The organism is Streptomyces sp. WMMB 322, from assembly GCF_900090145.1.
In the GTDB taxonomy this organism is placed as follows: Bacteria; Actinomycetota; Actinomycetes; order Streptomycetales; family Streptomycetaceae; genus Streptomyces.
This window is the reverse complement of record NZ_FMHI01000004.1, coordinates 42,075-63,935: the sequence shown is the minus strand read 5'-3', so window position 1 is coordinate 63,935 and position 21,861 is coordinate 42,075. Positions and strand designations below refer to the sequence as shown.

The following is a 21,861-nucleotide window of genomic DNA, read 5'->3' as shown; positions in this document are numbered from 1 at the left end:
CGGCCGCGGGACCGCGCCCGGCGCGCACATCGGCCGGGTCGGGCGGGAGCGGCGATGAGGGGAGCGGGAGGCACTGTGCGGGAGATCGTCTCGTGGGACGCCACCGGGCTGTCCCGGGCCATAGCGGAGCGCCGGGTCTCGTGCGTCGAGGTCATGGAGGCGTACCTGGAGCACATCAGCACGGTCAATCCGCACGTCAACGCCATCGTCGGCATGCAGGCCCCGGAGATCTCCCTGCGGCAGGCACGGGAACGCGACGAACAGCTGCGAAACGGCCGGTACTTGGGCTGGATGCACGGTTTCCCGCACGCCGTGAAGGATCTGACCGAGGCCCGCGGGCTGCCCTGGAGCGAGGGTTCACCGGTGCACAAGGACCGCGTGGCGCAGCAGGACGCGCTGTTCGTCAAGCGGCTCAAGGGCGCGGGGGCGGTGGTCATCGGCAAGACGAACACCCCCGAGTTCGGCCTGGGTTCGCACACGTACAACAGCGTGTGGGGGGCCACGGGCAACGCCTACGATCCCTCCCGCACGGCCGGCGGGAGCAGCGGAGGCGCGGCCTCGGCGCTCGCGCTGCGGATGCTGCCGGTGGCGGACGGAAGCGACTACATGGGGTCGCTGCGCAATCCCGCGGCCTTCAACAACGTCTTTGGCATGCGCCCGAGTTGGGGCCTGGTGCCCACGCCGGGCTTCTCCGCGCAGCTGGGCACCGCGGGGCCCATGGCCCGTACCGTCACGGATCTGGCGTGGCTGCTGTCCGTCATGGCGGGGCCCGACGGCAGTGCACCCCTGGGCGGTGCCGAAGAGGGCGGACGGTTCCGGGAGAGCCTGGAGGGCGGCGACTTCCGCGGCGTGCGCGTGGCCTGGGTCGGCGACTGGGGAGGCCGGCTGGCGACGGAGCCGGGCGTGCTGGAGGTGTGCCGTTCGTCCTTCGCCGCCTTCGAGGCCCTGGGGTGCGAAGTGACCGAGGCACAACCGGACTTCGGGCCCGAGGAGATCTGGCGGACGTTCCTGACCTTGCGCGGGCTCGCGAACCTGGAGCGGCACGGCCTGTACTCGGACCCGGAAACGCGCGGGCGCATGAAGCCGGAGGCGGTCTGGGAGATCGAGCGCGGGCTGGAGCTCGGTGCGCTCGACGTCGCCGCCGCGGCGCAGTCGCGGGACCGCTGGTTCGCGGCGCTGACGGAGTTCCTCGCGGAGTACGACTACGTCCTCGCCCCGGCCGCGCAGGTCTTCCCGTTCGACAAGGGGGCCCGCTGGCCCGAGCGCGTCGGCGGGCGGGAGATGGACACCTATCACCGGTGGATGGAGACGGTGGTGCCGTGGACGCTGGCCGGGGTGCCGGCGATCGCCGTGCCCGCCGGCTTCGGCGAGAGCGGCCTGCCCATGGGCGTCCAGCTCATCGGGAGGCACCGCGGCGACTTCGGGCTGCTGCGGCTGGCGCACGCCTACGAACGGGAGACTCGCTGGGTTGAGCGGGTGCGGCCGGCACTGCTGGGCTGAGCGGCCGGGAGCTTGCGAAGGACCCGGGGACGTTCGACGGGGGCGCTCGGCGCCGCCGGCCGGCGGCGCCGAGCCGGGAGGGGCGTGACGGGCGCGTCCCGGAGGGACGTCAGCGGTCCGGTTCGCCCTTGCCGCCCTCGTCCGGATTCCACTCCAGCAGGCGGACCTTGGCCACCGTACGCACATGACGGCGCATCGCCGCGGCCGCGCCCTTCGGGTCGCCCCGCTCGATGGCGGCGAGGATGCGCGCGTGCTGTTCGAGGGAGCGGGTGGGGCGCCCGGGCTGGCGCAGCGACTCGTTGCGGCTCTCGGCGACCGGCTCGGAGATCGAGCCCATGAACTCCGCGAGCAGAGTGCTGTGTCCGGCGGCGGTGACGGCCGCGTGGAAGCGGCGGTCGCCGTCCACGCCGTGGCCCCCCTCCGAGATGTCCGACTCCATGGCACGCAGAGCGGTGCGCATCGCCTCGATGTCCTCGTCGGTGCGGCGCTCCGCCGCCAGTTCGGCGAGCTTCGTCTCCAGCGCCTCGCGTGCCTCGAGCACGTCGGGCAGGCGCCGCCGGCGTTCCACGAGCCGCTCGACGGGCTCCGCGTCGAGGGTGTCGCGCACCAGATAAGTGCCGCCGCCGTGACGGGTCTCGACGAGCCCCTGCACCTCCAGGACGACCACCGCCTGCTTGACGGAGGAGCGGCTCACCCCCAGCCGCTGGGCGAGTTCGCGCTCGGGCGGAAGGCGGTCGCCGGTGCTGAGTTCGTGATCGACGGCGTAGGCACGCAACCGGTCCAGGACCTGCTCGTACAGGCGTGGACGGGTCATCGGTCGCAGCGCGTCGTCGGTCATGCGGCCCCCTCTGCCCCCTGGATTTCCTGGCCAGGAGCGTAACACCGCAGATGAGTGGCCTGATGGGCCGGTGGCAAAGTGGCTGGACCAATTTCGCCCGAAGCATTGACACCCGGCAGACCGCCGGGGATTTTGGTTCAGCCACTTGGCCATTGCGCCACTTTGGCCGTCTCAGATCCGCTGTCCGCCCTCCGGCGCCCAAGGACGGGAGCCCTCATGTCCGCCGAACTCATATCGATCCTGGTGCTGGCGGTGATCTTCGTCGTCGCCACGACCCGCTCCGTCAACATGGGAGCCCTCGCCTTCGCGGCCGCCTTCGGCGTCGGCACGCTGGCAGCGGGCTTCGACTCGGAGAAGGTCTTCGCCGGGTTCCCCGGCGACCTCTTCGTCGTCCTCGTCGGCGTCACCTACTTCTTCGCCATCGCCCGCGCCAACGGCACGACCGACTGGCTCGTGCACGCCGGGATCAAGGCCGTGCGCGGCCGCATCGTCCTCATCCCGTGGGTGATGTTCGCAGTCACGGGCGTGCTGACCGCCATCGGAGCGGTCAGCCCCGCGGCGGTCGCCATCGTCGCGCCCATCGCGATGGGCTTCGCGGCGAAGTACCGCATCCATCCGCTGCTCATGGGCGCACTCGTCGTGCACGGAGCCCAGGCGGGCGGCTTCTCGCCCATCAGCATCTACGGATCGACGGTCAACGGCATCGTCGCCAGGGAGGGCCTGCCCGGCAACGAGCTCGCCCTCTTCGCCGCCAGCCTCGTCGTCAACCTCGTCATCGCGGCCGTCATCTTCATCGCCTGCGGCGGCATGGGACTGCGCGGAACCAGGGCGGAGGACGCGGGGCCGGACGGGAGCAGGGGCCCCGCCGCCGGCGGCGCACCCGGCACCGGCGGCGCCTCCGGAGGCTCCGGTGCCCCTGCCGCCGCAGGGGCGCAGGCCGGCGCCGTCGGCACCGCAGTGGCGACGCAGACCCGCGAGAGGACGGGCCCGGACCGCTCCGGCGGAGCCGGCGGCGTGCCTGACGGAGCCGAGCGCCTCACCCCCGCGCGGGCCGCCACGCTCACCGGTCTCGTCCTGCTCGTGGTCGCCGTGCTCGGCTTCGACCTCGACGCGGGCCTGACCGCCATCGCGCTGGCCGTCGTGCTCGCCGTCATCTGGCCCGCCGACAGCAAGAAGGCGATCAGCGGCATCGCATGGCCGACCGTCCTTCTGGTGTGCGGCATGCTCACCTACGTCAACGTCCTGGACGAGATGGGCACGATCGAATGGGCCGGCGAAGGCGTCGCCGCCATCTCGCTCCCGCTGGTCGCCGCGCTGCTGTTCTGCTACATCGGAGGCTTCGTCTCTGCCTTCGCATCGTCCACCGGCATCATCGGCGCACTCATCCCGCTCGTCGTGCCGTTCCTGGAGAAGGGCGAGATCGGAGTCGTCGGCATGGTCGCCGCGCTGTCGGTGTCCGCCACCGTCGTCGACGTCAGCCCGTTCTCCACCAACGGAGCGCTGGTACTGGCGAGCGCCGAAGAGGTCGACAGGGACCGCTTCTTCCGACAGCTGATGATCTACGGCGGCGTGGTGACCGCCGCCGTGCCGGCACTGATCTGGCTGACCATGGTCGTGCCCGGGTTCGGGTGAGGCGTACCCGGGCACCGGGACCGTCAGGAGGCGGCGGCACCCGGTCCGCGCCCACAGCCGCAGCGGCCGCTCGGCCGCACAGCCCAGAGACCGCACCGCGAGCAGGACCCTGTGAGGAGCCCCCGTGTCCACCCTCTTCCCGGCGCTGACCCGCCCGTCCGACAAGACCGCTCTGCGGTTCGGCGAGCAGACCCTCACCTACTCCGGACTCGCGCGCATGGCGGGGGCGCTCGCCGCGGAGCTCACCCCCGGACGGAGGGTCGCCGTCTGGGCCACCCCCACGATGGAGACGAGCGTCGCGGTGGTCGCCGCGCTCCTCGCCGGAGCGCCCGTCGTCCCGCTCAATCCGAAGATCGGCGAACGCGAACTGGCCCACATCCTCGGCGACAGCGAGCCGGGCCTGGTACTTGCGGAGGGTGGTGCGGAGCTTCCCGCCGCGCTGGGCACGCTGCCGCGCACCACCGTCGAGACCGCCGTCGAGGCCGGTGCCGGTGCAGTGCCCCGGCCCGGCACCGCCGCGCTCCCGGCCGAGCCCGGCGAGGAGTCACCGGCGTTGATCGTCTACACCTCCGGCACCACCGGGCCGCCCAAGGGCGCCGTCCTGCCCCGCCGCGCCCTCACCGCCACCCTGGACGCGCTCCGGGACGCGTGGCAGTGGACGGAGGAGGACGTTCTCGTGCACGGCCTTCCGCTCTTCCACGTGCACGGGCTCATCCTCGGCATCCTCGGCCCGCTGCGCCGCGCCGCCACCGTCCACCACCTCGGGCGCTTCTCCACCGACGGCGTGCGGCAGGCCCTTCAGGGCGGTGCCACGATGCTCTTCGGCGTGCCGACGATGTACCACCGCATCGCCGAAGAGGTGGGCGACGACGCGCAGTTGGCCCGGGCGCTGGCCGGTGCCCGGCTGCTGGTGTCAGGGTCCGCCGCACTGCCGGTGCACGACCACGAGCGGATCGCCGCCGCCACCGGCCGGCGCATCGTCGAGCGGTACGGCATGACGGAGACGCTGATGAACACCAGCGTGCGGGCCGACGGGGAGAGCCGGGCGGGCACGGTGGGCGTCCCGCTCGACGGGGTGGAGCTGCGGCTGGTCGACGAGGACGGCCGGGCCGTCGAGGCCATGGACGGGGAGACGGTTGGCGAGATCCAGGTCCGCGGACGCAACCTCTTCACCGAATACCTCAACCGGCCCGACGCCACGGCCGAGGCCTTCGACGGCGGTTGGTTCCGTACGGGCGACATGGCGACACGCGACCCCGACGGGTACGTACGGATCGTCGGCCGCAAGGCCACCGACATCATCAAGAGCGGCGGCTACAAGATCGGGGCGGGCGAGATCGAGAACGCGCTGCTGGAGCACCCCGATGTGAAGGAGGCCGCCGTGACGGGCGAGAGCGACGACGACCTCGGCGAACGCATCGTCGCGTGGATCGTGCCCGGAGCCCGGCGCCCGGGCGAGCAGGAGCTGGCCGACCACGTGGCCGAGCAGCTCTCTCCGCACAAGCGGCCGCGAGTCGTGCGCTTCCGCGAGGCGCTGCCGCGCAACGACATGGGCAAGCTGATGAAGCGGGCGCTCCATGACTGACACGCCCCGCGAAGGCCGTGAACCCGGCGGCGGTCCCGGCCGTGAGACCGGCGCGGAGTCCGGTGGCCGGCTCGGCTCGTCGGCGCGCGCCGCCATCAGGGCCGTCGCGAGCGGCTTCTCGGAGTTCGAGTCACCTGTCCCCGGCGCGGCCGGGCCGGGCGGCCGCGAGGAGCCGGACGGGCCGCTCGACTGGCGCGGTTACGGTGCCGCACGCGAGCGTGCGCGTGAACGCACCGGCGAGAGCGAGTCGGTGGTGTGCGGCACCGCCCGGATCGGCGGCGGCGCGGCAGACGAGAACCGTGACGGCGGCGAAGGCGGCAAAGGCGGCGAAGGCGGTGAAGGCGGCGAAGGCGACGGTGAGGACAGCGCCGCCGGGGCGGAAGCGGTTCTGATCTCCTTCGAGTTCGGGTATCTCGGAGGCTCGCTCGGCGCGCACACCGGTGACAGCATCGCCGCCGCCTACGCGCATGCCCGCGCGCACCGTCTGCCGCTGGTGTCGCTGATTGCCACCGGTGGCAGCCGCATGCAGGAGGGCATGGTCGCTCTCAGCCAACTCCAGCGTGTGGCACGGGAGTCGGTCCTCGCGCGCCGCGCCGGGGTGCCGCAGCTCGCCGTGCTCCGCGACCCCGCCACCGGTGGCGGCTGGGCGACGCTCGGCGCCGGCGCGGACGTCGTGCTCGCCCTGCCGGGGGCACAGGTCGCCTTCGCCGGTTCCCGGGTGCGGCCCGGGGGCGCCGACCCGGCCGCCTACACGGCGGAGGGCCAGCACGCCGCGGGACACGTCGACCAGATCGTGGAGGAGACGCGGCTCGCCGTTGCGCTGGAGCGCTGGCTCACCCTGCTGACCGGCGGCGGTGGCGGCCCGGCACCCCCGCCCCGCGCGCTGCCGTCCCGCACCCCGTCCTCGCGGACGCCGACGCACGCGGCGACCCCAGGCCCGCAGAGCCCCGGGACCGCGGGGGCACCGCAGACCTCCCGGACCCAGGAGGAGGTCTCTCAGCCCCCGCAGCCCCCGCAGGCCCTGCCCGCCGGAGCCTCTTCCGCCGGCCCCGGCCGGCGGGACGCCCAGGCCGTCCCCCTGAGCGGGCAGGAGGCGGTGGCGCGTGCTCGTACCGTTCGACGGCCGCGCGCCGCCGCCTACTTGGACGACTACTTCGACTGGAGAGAGGAGGTGCGCGGAGACCGGTGCGGCGGCGTCGACGCGGGAATGCTGTGCGGCTTCGGGCGCCGCGGCGGCCGGACGATCGCCTACGCGGCACAGACGGGCACCGCCACCCGCCCCGCCGGTTTCCGCACCGCGGCCCGGCTCATCCGTACCGCCGACCGGCTGGGAATCCCCGTCCTGACCCTCATCGACACCCCCGGCGCCGCCAACGACGCCGAGGCCGAGAGCGCCGGCGCCGGACCGGCGATCGCCGAAGTCTTCGCCGCCGTCGCGGAGGCAGCGGTGCCCGTGACCTCGCTGCTGATCGGGGAGGGCGGCTCGGGCGGCGCGCTGGCGCTCGCCGCACCGGGCAGGCTCTGGGTCACGCCCGACAGCTACTTCTCCGTGATCGCACCCGAACTCGCGGCCGCGATCCTCAAACGCCCGGAGCAGGAGGCGGCCGCGACCGCGGACGAGCTCATGCTGCGCCCTCAGGACGTCGTGCGGCTGGGTGTGGCACGGGCGGTCGTCGGGCCACGGGACGGAGCCTCGCAGAGCGACGCCGCCTGAACCCGGGCGGTTTCCACATCCGGACGTTCCCGCCGGGGACGCCGACGGGCGCGCCTCCATGGCGAACTGCCCCGGGGCTCCCGGCCGTCGGCCGGGTTCGCCCTGCCGTCCGCGCGGGACTTCGGGGCGCTCCTCGCCGGTGCGTCTTCCTCAGCCGCCCCCGCCGGGTGCGGGCCTGCCCGGCACCTGTGCGTCCCCGCCCAGCAGTTCACGGAGCGCTGCTGCCAGCCGGTCCGTGCACTCCTCGTCCCGTACGGCGATGCGGAGCCACTGCGGCCCCAGCCCGGGGAAGGTGTCGCCGCGCCGCACCGCGAGACCCAGCGACCGCAGATCCTCGCGGAGAGCCGCGGCCCGCGGATGCCGCACCAGGATGAACGGGGCCTCCGGCGGGCCCTGCACCTCCAGGCCCGCGGGCGCGAACTCGCCCAGCCGCGCGAGCAGATGGCCACGGTGACGGGCGACCTGCCGCGCCGCCTCCTCGGCCTCGGCGAGCGCGTGCGGTTCGCAGCACGCCTCCGCCGCGGTCAGGGCCGGAGCCGACACGGGCCACAGCGGCTGGTGCCGCGCCAGCCGGTCGACCGTCGCGGGGTCGGAGAGGACGTACCCGATGCGCAGGCCGGCCAGGCCCCAGGTCTTGGTGAGGCTGCGGAGCACCACGACGCGGCCCGGGAGCGGCGTGCACCCCGGGCGGGAAGCCAACAGCGGTGCCAGGGACTCCCGTTCGCCGGGCACCGCGTCGATGAACGCCTCGTCGACGACCAGCGTCCGCCCCTCCCGCGCCAGTCGCACGAGCGTCTCCGCCGGATGCAGCACCGAGGTCGGGTTGGTCGGATTGCCGACGACGACGAGGTCCGCGCCCGCAGGCACGGCCGCGGCATCGAGCCGGAACGCGTCGCCGGCGCCCAGCAGCACGCGCTCCACGTCGTGCCCGGCGTCCCGCAGGGCCGCCTCCGGCTCGGTGAACTGCGGGTGTATGACGACCGGCTGACGCGCGGTGAGGGCGCGGGCCAGCAGTACGAACGCCTCGGCCGCTCCGGCGGTGAGCAGCACCTGCTCGTCGGCGAGACCGTGCCGGGCCGCCACTGCCCGGCGGGCGGCGCGGCCGTCGGGGTAGGCGGCCAGCGAGTCGAGCGAGGCTGCGATGCGGGCCTTGAGCCAGGGTGGGGGAGTGCCCGTGCGGACGTTGACCGCGAGGTCGGTCAACTCCCGCCCGGCGTCCCGCACTTCGGCGTCGCCGTGGTGCCGCAGCAGCCCCGCCTCCCGTGCCGTCCCGCTCTCAGTGGGAGGGCGCATCGCCGTCGGCATCGTGCTCGTCACCGTCCGGCTTGCCGTGGCCGCGGTCCTGCGCCTGTTCCAGCCCGTTCCGCCGGTCGCCGTCGTGCGGAGCGGAGTGCGGCTGCCCGGTCGGCTGCTCGCTTCCGTCCCCGGCACCGGGCTGCGTGACGGGGTGGACGGAGGCCTCGCAGCACGCCCTCGGCCCGTCCCCGGCCGCCTCCCGGTAGCGCTGCAGAACGACGTCCGCCAGTTCGCCGGTCGCGCCGATGACGCCGGCGTTCACGACGTCCACGTCGGGGTTCGCGGCGGACCAGCCCTGCGCCTGCATGCGGGCGCGCTCCGGGAGGCCCTCCTCGAAGATGAAGTACGGCAGCAGCACGACCCTCTTCGCGCCCAGCTTGCGGCACCGGTCCAGGCCCGAGGCCACGTCGGGCGCGGCGAGCGAGACGAACGCGACCTCCACGCCCGCGTATCCGCGCCCCTCCCACAGCAGCCGCGCCGCCCTGTGCAGCTCGGCGTTGGCGTCGGGCTCGGTCGATCCGCGCCCGACGAGCAGCACTGTCGTGCCGGCGCGGTCGCCGGGGGAGCGGGCTGCGCGGCCCCCGCTTCCGGTGCCCCCGTCCAGTGCCTCCTCGATGCGGCGCTCCAGCACCGGCAGGAGTGCCGGGTCCGGGCCCGGGGCCCGCCCGCAGGTGCAGGAGATCCCGGGGTGCCGTTCCTCCTCGCGGGCCAGCGCGGCGAGGATGTCGTCCTTCGCCCGGCTGTCGGGGGTGAGCATCAGGGGCACCGCCGCGAAGTTCCTCACGCCTCGCTCGACGAGCCCGGCGACGGAGTCGGCCGCCGGCGGGGAGAGTTCGCCGAGGCCGACGGCCACGGCTATGTCCGGATTGCGCTCGGCGAGGTCGCCGGCGAACGACCGCAGGTCCTCGGCGTCTTCGCCGGCATGGACGCCGTGACCGACGAGGAGCAGGGCGGGAGGGTGCGTCACGGGTTCTCCTTGCTGTGCTGGCTGTCCCTGACGGGGACGGTAGCGCGCGGCGCGCCGCTCTCGTCGGCGGCGTCCGGTGAACTCCCCGTGCGGGACGAGGACGTGGGCGCGGCGGCGGCCCTCGCCGGACCGCGACTCCCGGAGACGCCGTCGGCGGCCGCAGGGTTGCCCGCCCGCCCGCGGCGTGCCACGGCAGCGGTGGCCCTGGCCGGAGAACCGTTCGGTGGCGCGGACTTGGCCTTGGGCACGATCAGCAGGCCGCCCTCGCCGGCGGCGGCCAGGGCGGCGGCCTCCGCGACGGAGGGCGTCCCGACGGCGGCCCGCGGCACGTCGGAGGGATTCGGCACCTCGACGGCGGCGAGGACATCGGCGGTGTAGGCGCGCAGTGGCAGTCGCAGCCGGTCCGCGGCCGCGAGCAGCCCCGGTTCACCCGCTTTCGCCTCGGCCGTCGCCAACTCCGTTACGCAGCACAGGGAAAGCCCCGCCCCGTCGAGCACCCGCCCGATCAGGCCGAGCACTTCGCCGCCGCTCACACCCCGGCCGGCACCCACTCCGACCACGAGCGACGGCGCACGAGGCACGCCGTCGTCCGTGGCGTCGTCCGTGCCGGTTCCCGTGCCGGTCAGCCCCGGCACGGGATGCACTTCTCCACGAACCGGCGGGCCATCACGGGCGCGGCGGCCCAGTGCACATGCAGGTACGACGCGTGGACGTTGCCGGAGGGGCCGCCCACGAAGCCCTCCTTGCGCCGCTCCGGGCGCACCAGACCCCACGCGGGTGGGGAACCGGCGCGGGGTTCGAGCGTGGTGCGGTGGAACTCGTGCCCTCGCACCCGCAGTCCGGCCGGCGCCAGAACGTTGTCGTCGACGGCGACGGCCTCGCGGTAGCCGAGCGTGAGCCGCCCGGTCATGCGGGCCGCGCCGTCCAGCACCCCGCACATCTCTTCCCCGTCCAGTTCGGCGGCCAGGTACAGCATTCCCGCGCACTCGGCCGCCACGGGGCCCCCGGCGGCGACGAATTCGCGCACCGCGAGGCGCAGCGGCTTGTTCGCCGACAGCTGCGGCCCGTACACCTCGGGGAAGCCTCCCCCGACGACGAGCCCGCGCGTGCCCTCGGGCAGGCTCTCGTCGCGCAGCGGATCGAAGACGACGGTCTCCGCACCGGCGGCGCGGAGCAGTTCGGCATGTTCCGCGTAGGAGAAGGTGAACGCGGCGCCTCCGGCGACGGCTACGAGGGGCCGCTCGCCGCGGTTCACCGAAGGAGCGCGCCCGCCCACCTCGGCCGCCGCCTCCCACGGCGTGACGGGCAGCGGGGGAGCGCTGCGCGCCAGCGCCAGCAGCGCCTCCATGTCGCAGCCCTCACGCACACGGGCGGCCAGCGCAGCCACGGACTCCACCGCCTCGGCCCGCCGTTCGGCGGCCGGCACCAACCCGAGGTGCCTGGAGGGCGTGTCCGCGCCGGCGTCCCGGCGAAGCGCGCCCAGCACCGGCACACCGGAGCCCTCCAGCGCGTCGCGCAGCAGGGCCTCGTGCAGGCTGGAGGCGACCTTGTTCAGCACGACGCCCGCCACCCGCAACTCCGGGTCCCACGACGCGAATCCGTGCACCAGCGCGGCGACGGAACGCGACTGCGACGAGGCGTCCACCACGAGCACCACCGGCGCCTTGAGCAGCTTCGCCACCTGTGCGGTCGAGGCCAGATCACCCCCGCCGGCGGCACCGTCGAACAGGCCCATCACACCTTCCACGACGGCCAGTTGGGTTCCGGCGGCCGCGTGCGCGAAGAGAGGTGCGATCCGCTCGGGGCCGCACAGGTACGCGTCGAGATTGCGCCCCGGGCGGCCGGTGGCCAGCGCGTGGTACCCCGGATCGATGTAATCCGGCCCGGCCTTGTGCGCGGAGACGGTCAGACCCGCCTCCGTGAAGGCGGCCATCATCCCCGTCGCCACCGTCGTCTTGCCGCTCCCGGAGGACGGTGCCGCGACGACGAGACGCGGTGGGTTCACGCAGCGCTCGCTCATGCGCTCACCACTCGATGCCCCGCTGGCCCTTCTGGCCGGTGTCCATGGGGTGCTTCACCTTGGACATCTCCGTGACCAGATCGGCCGCGTCGATCAGTTCCGGGGGCACGTTGCGGCCCGTGATCACCACGTGCTGGGTGCCCGGACGCTCGCCCAGCACCGAGACCACCTCGTCCGTGCCGATCCAGCCCCAGTGCAGCGGATAGGCGAACTCGTCGAGCACGTACAGGCGGTAGGTCCCGGCGGCCAGGTCGCGCTTGACCTGCTCCCAACCCTCGCGCGCCGCCTCCTCGTTGCTCATCTCGCCGTCGCGCTGGATCCAGGACCAGCCCTCGCCCATCTTGTGCCAGTCGACCGTGCCGCCCTCACCGCTCGCACCGAGCACCCGCAGGGCACGCTCCTCGCCGACCTTCCACTTGGCCGACTTCACGAACTGGAACACCCCGACCGGCCATCCCTGGTTCCACGCGCGCAGCGCCAGACCGAACGCGGCCGTCGACTTGCCCTTTCCCGGACCGGTGTGCACGGCCAGCAGCGGCCGGTTGCGGCGCTGGCGTGTGGTGAGTCCGTCGTCGGGTACGGAGCTGGGCTGTCCCTTCGGCACTATGCGGCCCTCCGAGTCTGTGGCTGTGTGTGCGGGGAATCCGAGGCGGCGGATGCGGCAGCGGGTGCCGTGGTGCCGGCGCGCGGGTCCGTCGCGTGCCGTACGAGGTCGGTGACCGCGTCCGCGCGCAGCTCCTCCAACGTCACGGCGCTGCCGCCCAGGTCGGCGGCGAGCGCGCCGGCGAGCCCGAGCCGCACCGGCCCGGCTTCGCAGTCGAGGACCACCGACGCCGTGCCGTCGGCCGCCAGCAGCCGCGCCGCGCGCCGCGCGCGTTCCACGGGCTCGGCACCGCCGGTGGCCCGCCCGTCGGTGACGGCGACCACGAGCGGACGGCGGGACGGATCGCGCAGGCGCTCCACGCGCAGCACCTCACGGGCCTTCAGCAGCCCCTCCGCCAGGGGCGTGCGGCCTCCGGTCGGCAGCGACTCCAGCCGCGCGGCGGCCGCTTCGACGGACGAGGTCGGCGGCAGGGCGACCTCCGCCCCGGCTCGGCGGAAGGTGACCATGCCGACCTTGTCCCGCCGTTGGTAGGCGTCCAGCAGCAGTGACAGCACGGCGCCCTTGACCGCGCTCATCCGCTGCCGTGCGGCCATCGAGCCGGAGGCGTCCACGAGGAAGAGGACGAGGTTTCCCTCGCGGCCCTCCCGCACGGCCTCGCGCAGATCGTCCCGGCGCAGCAGCAGTCCCCGGCCGTCACGTCCGCGTGCGCGCTGGTGCGGGGCCGCGGCCTGCACGGTGGCCGCGAGATGCAGCCGTCCCAGCGTGCCCTGCGGCTTCCGGGCGCCCGTGGTGCGGCCGTGCGCGGTGCGGGCCCGGGAGCGGTTGCCGGCCGCGCCCTCGCCCAGGCCGGGGACGTAGAGGGTGCGGGCGCGGAACGGCTCGGAGGCGGGCGCGGCGGGCTGCTGCGGGGCCGCGCCGCCGGAGGCGCCCGGGGCCTTGCCCGGGTCGTCCTCGTCGTCGTTCGCGTTCGGGCCTTCCTCGGCGGAGGCGGCCGGCGGCGACGGCTGTTCCTGCGGTGCGTCCTGCTGCTCGTCCTGCGGCGGCGGCTGCTCACCGGGCGGGGACGTCTCCTGGTCCGGGCTGCCGCCGGGCTGCTGCGGGGGCGGGGTGCCGCCGCCGTCGGGCCCGTCCGGGTCGTCGGGGCCGGGGTCGGGGTCGTCGCCGTCGTCGGGCCCGGAGTGCTGCTGGAGGGTCTCGTCCAGCTTGTCCTCGTCCAGCCCCGGCGCGTCGAACGGGTTGCGCCTGCGCCGGTGGGGAAGCGCCAGCAGCGCCGCCTGCCGTACGTCCTCCTGCGTGACGCCGGTGCGGCCGGCCCAGGCGGCCAGTGCCGTGGCGGTGCGGGCCATCACCAGGTCCGCCCGCATGCCGTCCACCTCGAACGCTGCGCACGTCGCCGCGATCTGCCGCAGCACCGCGTCGCCGAGCCGCACCCGGGGGAGCAACTCGCGTGCCGCGGCGATGCTTTCGCGCAGTGCGTCCTCCTCCGCCGCCCACTTCGCCGCGAACGCCGCGGGATCGGCGTCGTAGGCGAGACGGCGGCGCACGACGTCCACGCGTTCGTCCGTCTCCCGGGAGGCGGTCACCTCCACCGTCAGTCCGAACCGGTCCAGCAACTGCGGGCGCAGTTCGCCCTCTTCGGGATTCATCGTCCCGACGAGCAGGAACCGCGATGCGTGACGTACCGACACGCCCTCGCGCTCCACGTACGAGGAGCCCATGGCCGCCGCGTCCAGCAGCAGGTCGACGAGGTGGTCGTGCAGCAGGTTGACCTCGTCGACGTAGAGCACGCCGCGGTGCGCGTCCGCCAGCAGACCCGGTTCGAACGCCTTCACGCCCTCCGAGAGGGCCCGTTCGATGTCGAGCGCCCCCACGAGACGGTCCTCGGACGCGCCGACGGGCAGTTCGACGAGGTTCGCCGCACGCGGCTGTCCATCCCCTCCGAACTCGTGCGGCCCGTCGGGACATCCGGGGTCCGGCGCCGCCGGGTCGCAGGAGAAGCGGCAGCCGGGAACGACTCGCTGCTGCGGCAGCAGCGAGGCCAGGGCCCGGACGGCGGTGCTCTTCGCGGTTCCCTTCTCGCCGCGGATGAGGACGCCGCCGATGGCGGGGTTCACCGAGTTCAGCAGCAGTCCGAGCTGCATGTCCCGCATTCCGACGAGCGCGGTGAACGGATAGGGGATGCTCATGCCCTCTTCTCTCCTCGGGGCCGGTCTTCGTGCGTGCGGTGCCCGCGGTGCGGGGAACCGTGTGCGCGAGCGTGAAGGTGCGTGCCGCCGGGGCGCCCGTGTGCGGCTCGGCAGCCGGCAACCGCCGTGCGCACCGTGGCCGTTCGTGCTTGTCCGGGCCGCCCGGCGGCGCTGCCCGGCCCGTTCGGGCGGCCGTTCAGGTCGGCTCTCATGCGGCCCCTCCCGCGTGCGGTGCCGCCCGGGGCGCGCCCGGTGCTATGAACGGCAGGCCCGGAGGCGGGCCGTCCTCGATCAGCCGGAGCAGCGCGTCAGTGTCGGCGTGCTCCTCGATGAGGTCGCCCAGGTTGTCCAGCTGCTCCTCGCGCAGCGCCGCGAAGTCGGTGTCCGGCGCCGGTACGAACCCGGAACGTCCCGCGTCGGAGGCCACCCGGCGCAGGAAGGCCCGCCGGAAGCCGTCGCTCTCCAGCGACCCGTGCCAGTGCGTGCCCCACACGGCTCCGGACCGGCAGCCGTCCTGGGCCCCGCCGTCCACGCCGGTGAACACGGCGTCGCCGCCGAGCACTTCGGCGACTCCGTGGTGGATCTCGTAGCCCTCGGCGTGCTCGCCCAGGGCCCGGCCGGAGGGACGCGCGAGCGTCTTCTCACGCGCGAAGCGCACGCGCACCGGCAGCAGCCCCAGCCCCTCCACGGTGCCGGCCCGCGACTCGATGTCGTCCTCGATCAGCTCGCCCAGCATCTGGAAGCCGCCGCAGATGCCGAGGACGGGCAGGCCTTCGGCCGCGCGGCTGCGCACCGCGTCCGCGAGTCCGCGCTCGCGCAGCCACGCCAGGGCCCGCACCGTGCCGCGGGTGCCCGGGAGTACGACCAGGTCGGCGTCGGTGAGTTCCTCGGGGCGGTCGGTGAACCGCACGACGACGCCGGGTTCGGCGGCAAGGGCGTCGACGTCGGTGAAGTTCGACATCAACGGGACCGGCACGACCGCGATGCGCAGCACGTCGCTGCCGTGGGCCGGGGCCGGCGCGGACTCGCGGACGGTGCCGCGCAGGGACACCCTCAGCCCGTCCTCCTCGTCGATGCCCAGCCCGTGCCGGAAGGGCAGCACGCCCAGCACGGGCCGCCCCGTCAGCCCCTGGAGCATCTCCAGGCCGGGCTCCAGCAGCCGCACGTCGCCGCGGAACTTGTTGACGACGTAGCCCGCAAGCAGCTCCTGGTCCCCGCCCGCCAGCAGCGCCGTCGTGCCGAAGAAGGAGGCGAAGACGCCGCCGCGGTCGATGTCCCCGACGACCACGACGGGCAGGCCGGCGGCCCTGGCCAGGCCCATGTTGACGATGTCGGTGCGGCGGAGGTTGATCTCGGCGGGGCTGCCGGCGCCCTCGCAGATCACCGCGTCGTGCGTGCGCCGCAGCTCGGCGAGGCAGTCCGCGACTGTCTCCAGCAGCCGCTCCTGCCTGCCGGAGTGGTAGCCGCCCGCGCTCATCTCGCCGACAGCCCTGCCGAGCAGCACAACCTGGCTGCTGCTGTCGCTGCCGGGCTTGAGCAGCACGGGATTCATCAGAGCCGTCGGCTCGGTGCGGGCGGCGGCAGCCTGCATGGCCTGCGCACGGCCGATCTCGGCGCCGTCGAGCGTCACGTACGAATTGAGCGACATGTTCTGCGCCTTGAACGGCGCGACCTTCAGGCCCTTGCGCGCCAGCCAGCGGCAGATGCCCGCCGTCACCACGCTCTTGCCCGCGTCGGAGGTCGTACCCGCCACGAGCAGTCCGCCGCCGCTCCCGTGCGCGTCCCGGCCTCCGACGTGGCCGCCGGTCCTGCCGCCCGGCACGTGCCCGCCGTACTCACCGGCCGCCGTCATCGACTCCGCCTCTCCGCCCGGCGTTTCCCGTCCGCCCGGCACTTCCTGCCGAGCGCACCGGCCGCCGAGGTCACCAGCAGCGCCAGCAGGCCGACCCGTCGCGAGAGACGGACCGCTGACGCGATGTCCTCCGAACGCACGGCGCGTCCGGGGGAGTTGAGAACCGGACGGTGCTCGGTGCGTCCCCCGTAGGCGAGGGTGCCGCCCAGACGCACGCCCAGCGCACCCGCGAACGAGGCTTCGACAGGGCCCGCGTTGGGGCTGGGATGCCTGTGCGCGTCGGCCCGCCAGGCACGCAGCGCCCCACGCGGCGACGGGCCGGCGAGCGCGGCCAGCGCGGCCGTCAGCCGTGCGCCCGGCCATCCGGCGGCGTCGTCCAGGCGGGCTGCCGCCCAGCCGAAGCGCAGGTGACGCGGCGAGCGGTGACCGAACATCGCGTCGAGGGTGTTGACCGCGCGGAAGGCGGCCATGCCGGGCGCCCCGGCGACCGCCCCCCACACCATGGCCCCCACGACGGCGTCCGAGGTGTTCTCCGCCACCGACTCCACGACGGCCCGCGCGATGGCGTCCCGGTCCAGTGCCTGCGGGTCGCGGCCGCACAGATGCGGCAACAGCCGCCTCGCGCCCGCCACATCACCCTCCTCCAGCGCGGTGGCGACGGCGAGGGCCTCCCGGCGCAGCCCGGTACCGCCCAGCACGGTCCAGGTCACCGCGGCGTCGACGAGGGCCGGGCCGCCCGCGCCGGCGAGGATGCGTGCGGTGCGCGAGAGTGCGGCCACGGCGGAGACGGCGCCGGCGACGCTCAGCGCGGTGTGCAGGGCGCCGGCCGCCCTGTCGTCCCGCCACAGAACCCGCTCGGCAGCGGCGGCGGCCCGGCCGAAGGCGGCGACCGGGTGCGCGCGACGGGGGTCGCCCAGCAGCGCGTCGCCCAGCTGACCGAGGGCCGCGCTGCAGATGTGGGCGTGATGAGCCCGCACCGTCAGCGTGCCGTCGTCGTGCCTCGGAGGAGCATGCCGGAACCGGCTCGGCCGCGTCGCGGACCCTGCCCGCACCGGACGCGGACGTTCACGCCGCCGCGGAGCCGGGCGGGGACGTGCGCGGCAGCGGCAGCCGTGGCGGAGCCGGACGCGGAGCTGGAGGTGGGGCCGGGTGCGGGAACGGAGTTGAACGGGCGCCTGGACGCGGGGCCGGACGCGGGAACGGAGTTGAACGGGCGCCTGGACGCGGGAGAGGCTGGCAAGCCACGCATGACGGAGTCCTCACTCAGGGTCCTCGCCCTGGTTCGACGTTCCGGCGACGAGAGTCTCCTGGCTCCCGGATCGCTGCGTCCCCCGGCCTTCCAGCCCTCGAACGAAGGGGCCGTGGCCGTCGGTTGGGGGTGCGCTCCCCGGTGACAGTGGCGGGACCGCGCCGGATTCGCACCGGCTTCCTCTCCTGCCGCCGTTGGGCACTCGGCAGTCCACCACGTACCAGGAGGGGCGTCAACTCGCCCTTGACCTGCGACGGGAGAGTGTGAGCAGGCACACGGCGCCCGCGCCGCGGCATGGGGGAGCAGCGGCGCGGCGAAAGCGGAGAAGGGGTACGGAGCGGTGCTCCGTACCCCTTCAGGTGCCGTTCGGGTGGTGCTTGACGCTGCTGTCAACAGCCTTCCGGCGCCCAGTGGTTCAGGACGCGGCGGTGAGGATGTAGATGCCGTACGCGACGGCCGCCGCGCACAGTGCGAAGCACGCGTACGCTCCGGTGCGCCCCAGCACGGACGCACCACCGCGCTGCGAGCCGTCCGCCTTGCCGGCGGACGTACCCACGATGCCGAGTGTGAACACGCCCACCAGGCCGACGGTGGCCACGAGGCTCACGCCGAATACCTCGCCGAGCGCTGCCCAGTCGATGTCCATAGCGTTTCCTGTCTGCTCTCATGCCGGGCCGTTCGATCCGCGGTCCGGGCGTCTGGTCCGGTTGTGACTGCTTGTTCGCCGTGACTGCTCGCCGGGGGCGGCGCCGGTGCGTTCCCGAGTCCGCGGAACGCAGCGGCGCACAGCCCCTAGCCGAGCGTGGAGGCCGCTTTCCTGGGTTCCGTCTCGGCCTGCGGAGCCGGACCCGCCGTGGCGGCGCCCTCGGGGGTCCTCTCCGGGGCCCCGTTGCTGCCGGCCGTGGCGTGGGCAGGGGCGTTGGCCGTGGTGTGGGCCGGGGCGGCCGCGGGCGGCGGCGCGACGGCATCCAGCGCGGCCGTGACCGCACCGGCCGGCTGAGATCCGGAAGTCCCGGGCAGGGACACGTCGTTGACGTTCGTGTGGTCGACGGGCTGACGGCGCGAGAGCAGCCAGATGCCGCCGCTGATGGCGAGCGCGAGCACCGCGACCGTGGTGATGCCCCAGTCGCCCTGCCGTGCCAGTACCGCCGCACCGCCCGCGACGAGCGCGGCCGCCGGCAGCGTCAGCCCCCAGCCCGCCACCATGCGGGCCGCCGTCGACCAGCGCACGACGCCGCCCTTGCGGCCGACTCCCGAGCCCATGATGGCTCCGGAGCACACGTGCGTGGTGGAGAGGGAGAAGCCGATGTGGGAGGAGGCGAGGATGGTGACCGCGGCGGAGGTCTGCGCGGCGAATCCCTGCGGGGGCTTGATGTCGGTGATGCCGTTGCCCATGGTGCGGATGATCCGCCAGCCGCCCAGGTAGGTACCGAGGGCGATGGCCAGGCCGGCCGAGACGATCACCCAGGTCGGCGGGTCCGACTGCGGGGCGATCACGCCGCCGGTGATCAGGGCGAGGGTGATGACACCCATGGTCTTCTGCGCGTCGTTGGTGCCGTGTGCCAGGGAGACCAGCCCGGCGGAGGTGATCTGCCCCGCGCGGTAGCCCTTGGCGGTCTGCTGCTCGTCGGCGTTGCGTGCCGCCCGGTAGGTCAGCCGTGTGGCGAAGAGAGCGGCGAGGCCGGCGACGAGCGGAGCGGCGACGGCCGGAATGAGGACCTTCATCACCACGGTGCCGCCGTTGACGGCGCCGAAACCGACGGAGGCCACGGTGGCACCGAGGAGGCCGCCCATCAGCGCGTGGGAGGAACTCGAGGGAAGCCCCGCGAGCCAGGTCAGCAGATTCCAGATGATCGCTCCGACCAGCCCCGCGAAGATCACTTCGGGCCGGATGCCGGAGCCTTCATCGATGATTCCCGATGAGATGGTCTTGGCGACCTCGACGGACAGGAACGCCCCTACGAGGTTGAGGACCGCCGACATCGCCACCGCTGTCTTGGGCTTGAGTGCCCCGGTGGAGATGGTGGTGGCCATGGCGTTGGCCGTGTCGTGGAACCCGTTCGTGAAGTCGAACACCAGGGCCGTGACGATCACGATCCCGATGAGAAGCGTGATGTGTTCCATTCACCCAGGCACAATCAGCTCGATGGTTGATGTCCAGGTGAACGTAGGAAGCATGGGTGAACGGAAGGTGAACTGCGGCGGGCTTCCGGGTGTCACCCCACGGGGTCTGTTGTGAGCGGCGTCACCCACCCCTCCCGCCGGTGCCCCGGCCCTGCGCCTCCGCCTCCGGGCGGCCCGGCGGCGCCCGCGGAGAACAGCAGCAGAGGAGGAACAGGCCGTGGATCCGGCTGAATTGCTCGGCGCCTGGCGGGAGCTGGTGGACACCGCTCGACGTGCGACGGCCGAGGGGCTCGTCGTGGGCACCTCCGGCAATCTCTCCGTGCGCGTGGGGGAGACGGTACTGGTGACCCCGAGCGGTCTCGCCTGTGACCGCCTCGGTGACGCCGAGTTGTGCGCCGTGGACCTCGAAGGGCGGCGCACGGCCGGCAACCTGTCGCCGACCAGCGAACTCCCCATGCATCTTGCCGTCTACCGGCACACCGAAGCACGCGCGGTGGTGCACACCCACGCGGTGCACGCCACCGCCGTCTCCACGCTTGTGCGCGAAGTCCCCGCCGTTCACTACATCACGGCCGAACTGGGAGGCCCCGTACGCGTCGCGCCCTACGCCACGTTCGGCAGCGACGAACTCGCCGCGCACGTACGCGCCGCCCTCGACGGCCGCCGCGCCTGTCTGCTGCAGAACCACGGCACCGTCGCCTACGGCGGGAACCTCGCCCAGGCCTACGACCGCACCGCACAGCTGGAGTGGATGTGCCGGGTCTGGCTGGCGGCGTCCTCGCTGCCCGGGCGCACGCCCTCACTCATCCCCGACGGCGAACTCGCCCGTGTGGAAGAGAAGTTCAGGGGACACGGGCAGCGGCCCGGCGGGCGGTGAACGGCGCGCCGCGGCGCCCGCCGGCATGCGGACGCACGGGCCGCGGCCGGGAGTCGGTCCGTCCGCCCCGTACGGCGGTACTGGCCCCGTGGCCGCTCCGTGAACGACACTGGCTCAATGCGTCTGCGCAACGCGGCCCTCGCCGCCACCTCATTGACGGCCGCCGCCGCCGCGGCACTGGCCGCCGGACGGTACGCCGCCGACGCGGCCCTGCGGCCCGCGCGCACCGGAAGAGCGGCCGCGGGCCTGCAGCTTCCCGCGGGATTCGGCGGACCTCCGCTCACGGTCCACGACGTCGGCGACGGCCACGTCTCCCTCACCCGTTCCCTGACCGCTCAGCTCCCGGGCGTCTACGGGCTGGTCGGGCGGAACTGCCATGCCGTCGTCGGCCCCGTACTGGACGGCGAGCCCTCCAAGGCGCCCGCCGACACGGTGGTGCGCCGCCTGCAGTGGGTGGGCCGCGGCGAACTCAGGCCCGGCACGAAGGTGTGGCTCACCCCGCAGCTGTACCCGGACGAGTCCTTCGCGGGCGCCGACGGCATGCAGATCATCGACGGTGCCGTCTCCCGCACCGCGGTCGAGGTGCCCGGTGAACTCGGCCCGCTGCCCGCCTGGTTCATGCCCGGCGATCGCGACACCTGGGTCGTCACCCTGCACGGGCTCGGCGCGACCCCCGCCCAGGCGCTGCCGCTGCTTCCCTTCTACGCAGGGCTCAGGATTCCCGTGCTGGGCCTCTCCTACCGCGGCGACGCCGGGGCCCCGCCCCCGCCCGACGGCGTACGTCATCTCGGCGGCACCGAATGGCGTGATGCCGGGGCCGCGGTCGCCCATGCGGTACGCAACGGCGCTGCCCGCGTCGTTCTGCACGGCTGGTCCGCCGGTGCCTCCATGGCGCTGCGCGCGGCCGGTGAGCTGAGCCGGCGCCGTCCCGGACCGGCCGCCGGAGAAGGGGACGGGAGCGGCCCCGCGCCCGACGGCGGCGTGGCCCCCGAAGCCGTCGGCAGGATCGCGGGCCTCGTGCTCGACTCGCCCGTACTGGACTGGTGGGCGGCCGTGCGGGCGCTGGCGGTCTCCCGGCACACCCCGCGCGCGCTGCTGCCGCTCGCACAACGCGCCGCTCAGGGGCGTGCGCACGTCGAGCCGGAGAGGATGCGGCGGATCGCGGACCCGGCCGCACTGGACGTCCCGGCCCTGCTGCTGCACGGACCCGAAGACACCGTCGCCTCCTGGCAGCGCTCGAAGGAACTCGCCGACAGCCGAAGCGAGTTGGTCAGCCTGCAGACGGTGCCCAGCGCCCCGCACGCGGCGATGTGGAACGCCGACCCCGAGGAGTACGAGAAGCGGCTGCGGCAGTTCCTGACGCCGTTGATGTAGCCGGGCACAGGCCGCAGGCCCGGCGGCCGCGACGGAACGCGCC

16 protein-coding genes, 1 pseudogene and 1 riboswitch are annotated in these 21,861 nt (G+C 74.2%); of the genes and pseudogenes, 6 read left to right on the top strand and 11 right to left on the bottom strand.

What is annotated here, in order from left to right; all coding sequences use genetic code 11:
• Positions 1–54: 54 nt before the first annotated feature.
• On the top strand, positions 55–1,500 hold the full coding sequence (locus H180DRAFT_RS08300) for an amidase (protein ID WP_055485354.1): 1,446 nt from the start codon (positions 55–57) through the stop codon (positions 1,498–1,500).
• A gap of 109 nt (positions 1,501–1,609) precedes the next feature.
• Here H180DRAFT_RS08300 and H180DRAFT_RS08295 read toward each other — a convergent pair whose 3' ends face one another.
• Positions 1,610–2,338, bottom strand: coding sequence for a FadR/GntR family transcriptional regulator (locus H180DRAFT_RS08295; RefSeq protein ID WP_055485353.1), 729 nt, complete (start codon positions 2,336–2,338; stop codon positions 1,610–1,612).
• A gap of 216 nt (positions 2,339–2,554) precedes the next feature.
• Here H180DRAFT_RS08295 and H180DRAFT_RS08290 point away from each other — a divergent pair, with 216 nt between their 5' ends.
• The 3 genes from H180DRAFT_RS08290 to H180DRAFT_RS28505 all read left to right on the top strand — a co-directional run bounded on the left by H180DRAFT_RS08290 (position 2,555) and on the right by H180DRAFT_RS28505 (position 7,269).
• Positions 2,555–3,970, top strand: coding sequence for an SLC13 family permease (locus tag H180DRAFT_RS08290; protein WP_055485352.1), 1,416 nt, complete (start codon positions 2,555–2,557; stop codon positions 3,968–3,970).
• Positions 3,971–4,094: 124 nt separating this feature from the next.
• Positions 4,095–5,555 carry an acyl-CoA synthetase gene (locus H180DRAFT_RS08285; RefSeq protein WP_055485351.1) on the top strand — a complete coding sequence of 487 codons (1,461 nt, stop codon included), beginning with the start codon at positions 4,095–4,097 and terminating at the stop codon, positions 5,553–5,555.
• A complete protein-coding gene (locus H180DRAFT_RS28505; protein WP_079099945.1) occupies positions 5,548–7,269 on the top strand; it encodes a carboxyl transferase domain-containing protein in 1,722 nt (573 codons plus the stop codon). The genes H180DRAFT_RS08285 and H180DRAFT_RS28505 overlap by 8 nt, the downstream gene beginning before the upstream one ends.
• Positions 7,270–7,419: 150 nt before the next feature.
• Here the strand turns inward: H180DRAFT_RS28505 and cobC are convergent, their stop codons facing one another.
• From cobC to H180DRAFT_RS08225, 10 genes and pseudogenes are all read right to left on the bottom strand, one after another.
• Positions 7,420–8,562 carry an Rv2231c family histidinol phosphate aminotransferase CobC gene (gene cobC, locus H180DRAFT_RS08270; protein WP_055485601.1) on the bottom strand — a complete coding sequence of 381 codons (1,143 nt, stop codon included), beginning with the start codon at positions 8,560–8,562 and terminating at the stop codon, positions 7,420–7,422.
• Entirely contained in the window at positions 8,546–9,532 is a 987-nt protein-coding gene (locus tag H180DRAFT_RS08265; RefSeq protein ID WP_074466696.1) for a sirohydrochlorin chelatase, read from the bottom strand. The genes cobC and H180DRAFT_RS08265 overlap by 17 nt, the downstream gene beginning before the upstream one ends.
• 179 nt (positions 9,533–9,711) lie before the next feature.
• A pseudogene (locus H180DRAFT_RS30340) lies at positions 9,712–10,113 on the bottom strand (cobalamin biosynthesis protein); the annotation flags it as partial.
• A 41-nt stretch (positions 10,114–10,154) separates the two neighbouring features.
• On the bottom strand, positions 10,155–11,552 hold the full coding sequence (locus H180DRAFT_RS08255) for a cobyrinic acid a,c-diamide synthase CobB (RefSeq protein ID WP_175437739.1): 1,398 nt from the start codon (positions 11,550–11,552) through the stop codon (positions 10,155–10,157).
• 4 nt (positions 11,553–11,556) lie between these two features.
• Positions 11,557–12,156 carry a cob(I)yrinic acid a,c-diamide adenosyltransferase gene (gene cobO / locus H180DRAFT_RS08250; RefSeq protein WP_055485350.1) on the bottom strand — a complete coding sequence of 200 codons (600 nt, stop codon included), beginning with the start codon at positions 12,154–12,156 and terminating at the stop codon, positions 11,557–11,559.
• The gene (locus tag H180DRAFT_RS08245) at positions 12,156–14,342 is read right to left on the bottom strand and encodes a putative cobaltochelatase (RefSeq protein ID WP_079099943.1); all 2,187 of its coding nucleotides are present in this window, start codon (positions 14,340–14,342) and stop codon (positions 12,156–12,158) included. The genes cobO and H180DRAFT_RS08245 overlap by 1 nt, the downstream gene beginning before the upstream one ends.
• Positions 14,343–14,550: 208 nt before the next feature.
• Positions 14,551–16,194, bottom strand: a complete 1,644-nt coding sequence (locus H180DRAFT_RS08240; RefSeq protein WP_079099975.1) for a cobyric acid synthase — start codon at positions 16,192–16,194, stop codon at positions 14,551–14,553.
• On the bottom strand, positions 16,191–17,171 hold the full coding sequence (locus tag H180DRAFT_RS08235; RefSeq protein WP_055485598.1) for a cobalamin biosynthesis protein: 981 nt from the start codon (positions 17,169–17,171) through the stop codon (positions 16,191–16,193). The genes H180DRAFT_RS08240 and H180DRAFT_RS08235 overlap by 4 nt, the downstream gene beginning before the upstream one ends.
• A gap of 323 nt (positions 17,172–17,494) precedes the next feature.
• Positions 17,495–17,627: riboswitch (cobalamin riboswitch) on the bottom strand.
• A 231-nt stretch (positions 17,628–17,858) separates the two neighbouring features.
• Entirely contained in the window at positions 17,859–18,089 is a 231-nt protein-coding gene (locus H180DRAFT_RS08230) for a hypothetical protein (protein WP_055485348.1), read from the bottom strand.
• 146 nt (positions 18,090–18,235) lie between these two features.
• Positions 18,236–19,567 carry an inorganic phosphate transporter gene (locus tag H180DRAFT_RS08225; protein ID WP_055485347.1) on the bottom strand — a complete coding sequence of 444 codons (1,332 nt, stop codon included), beginning with the start codon at positions 19,565–19,567 and terminating at the stop codon, positions 18,236–18,238.
• Between the two features lie 217 nt (positions 19,568–19,784).
• Here H180DRAFT_RS08225 and H180DRAFT_RS08220 point away from each other — a divergent pair, with 217 nt between their 5' ends.
• Both H180DRAFT_RS08220 and H180DRAFT_RS08215 read left to right on the top strand, forming a co-directional pair.
• Entirely contained in the window at positions 19,785–20,444 is a 660-nt protein-coding gene (locus H180DRAFT_RS08220) for a class II aldolase/adducin family protein (RefSeq protein ID WP_055485346.1), read from the top strand.
• A gap of 117 nt (positions 20,445–20,561) precedes the next feature.
• Positions 20,562–21,818: an alpha/beta hydrolase gene (locus tag H180DRAFT_RS08215; RefSeq protein WP_055485345.1), complete on the top strand. Its 1,257-nt coding sequence runs from the start codon at positions 20,562–20,564 to the stop codon at positions 21,816–21,818.
• Positions 21,819–21,861 lie beyond the last annotated feature (43 nt).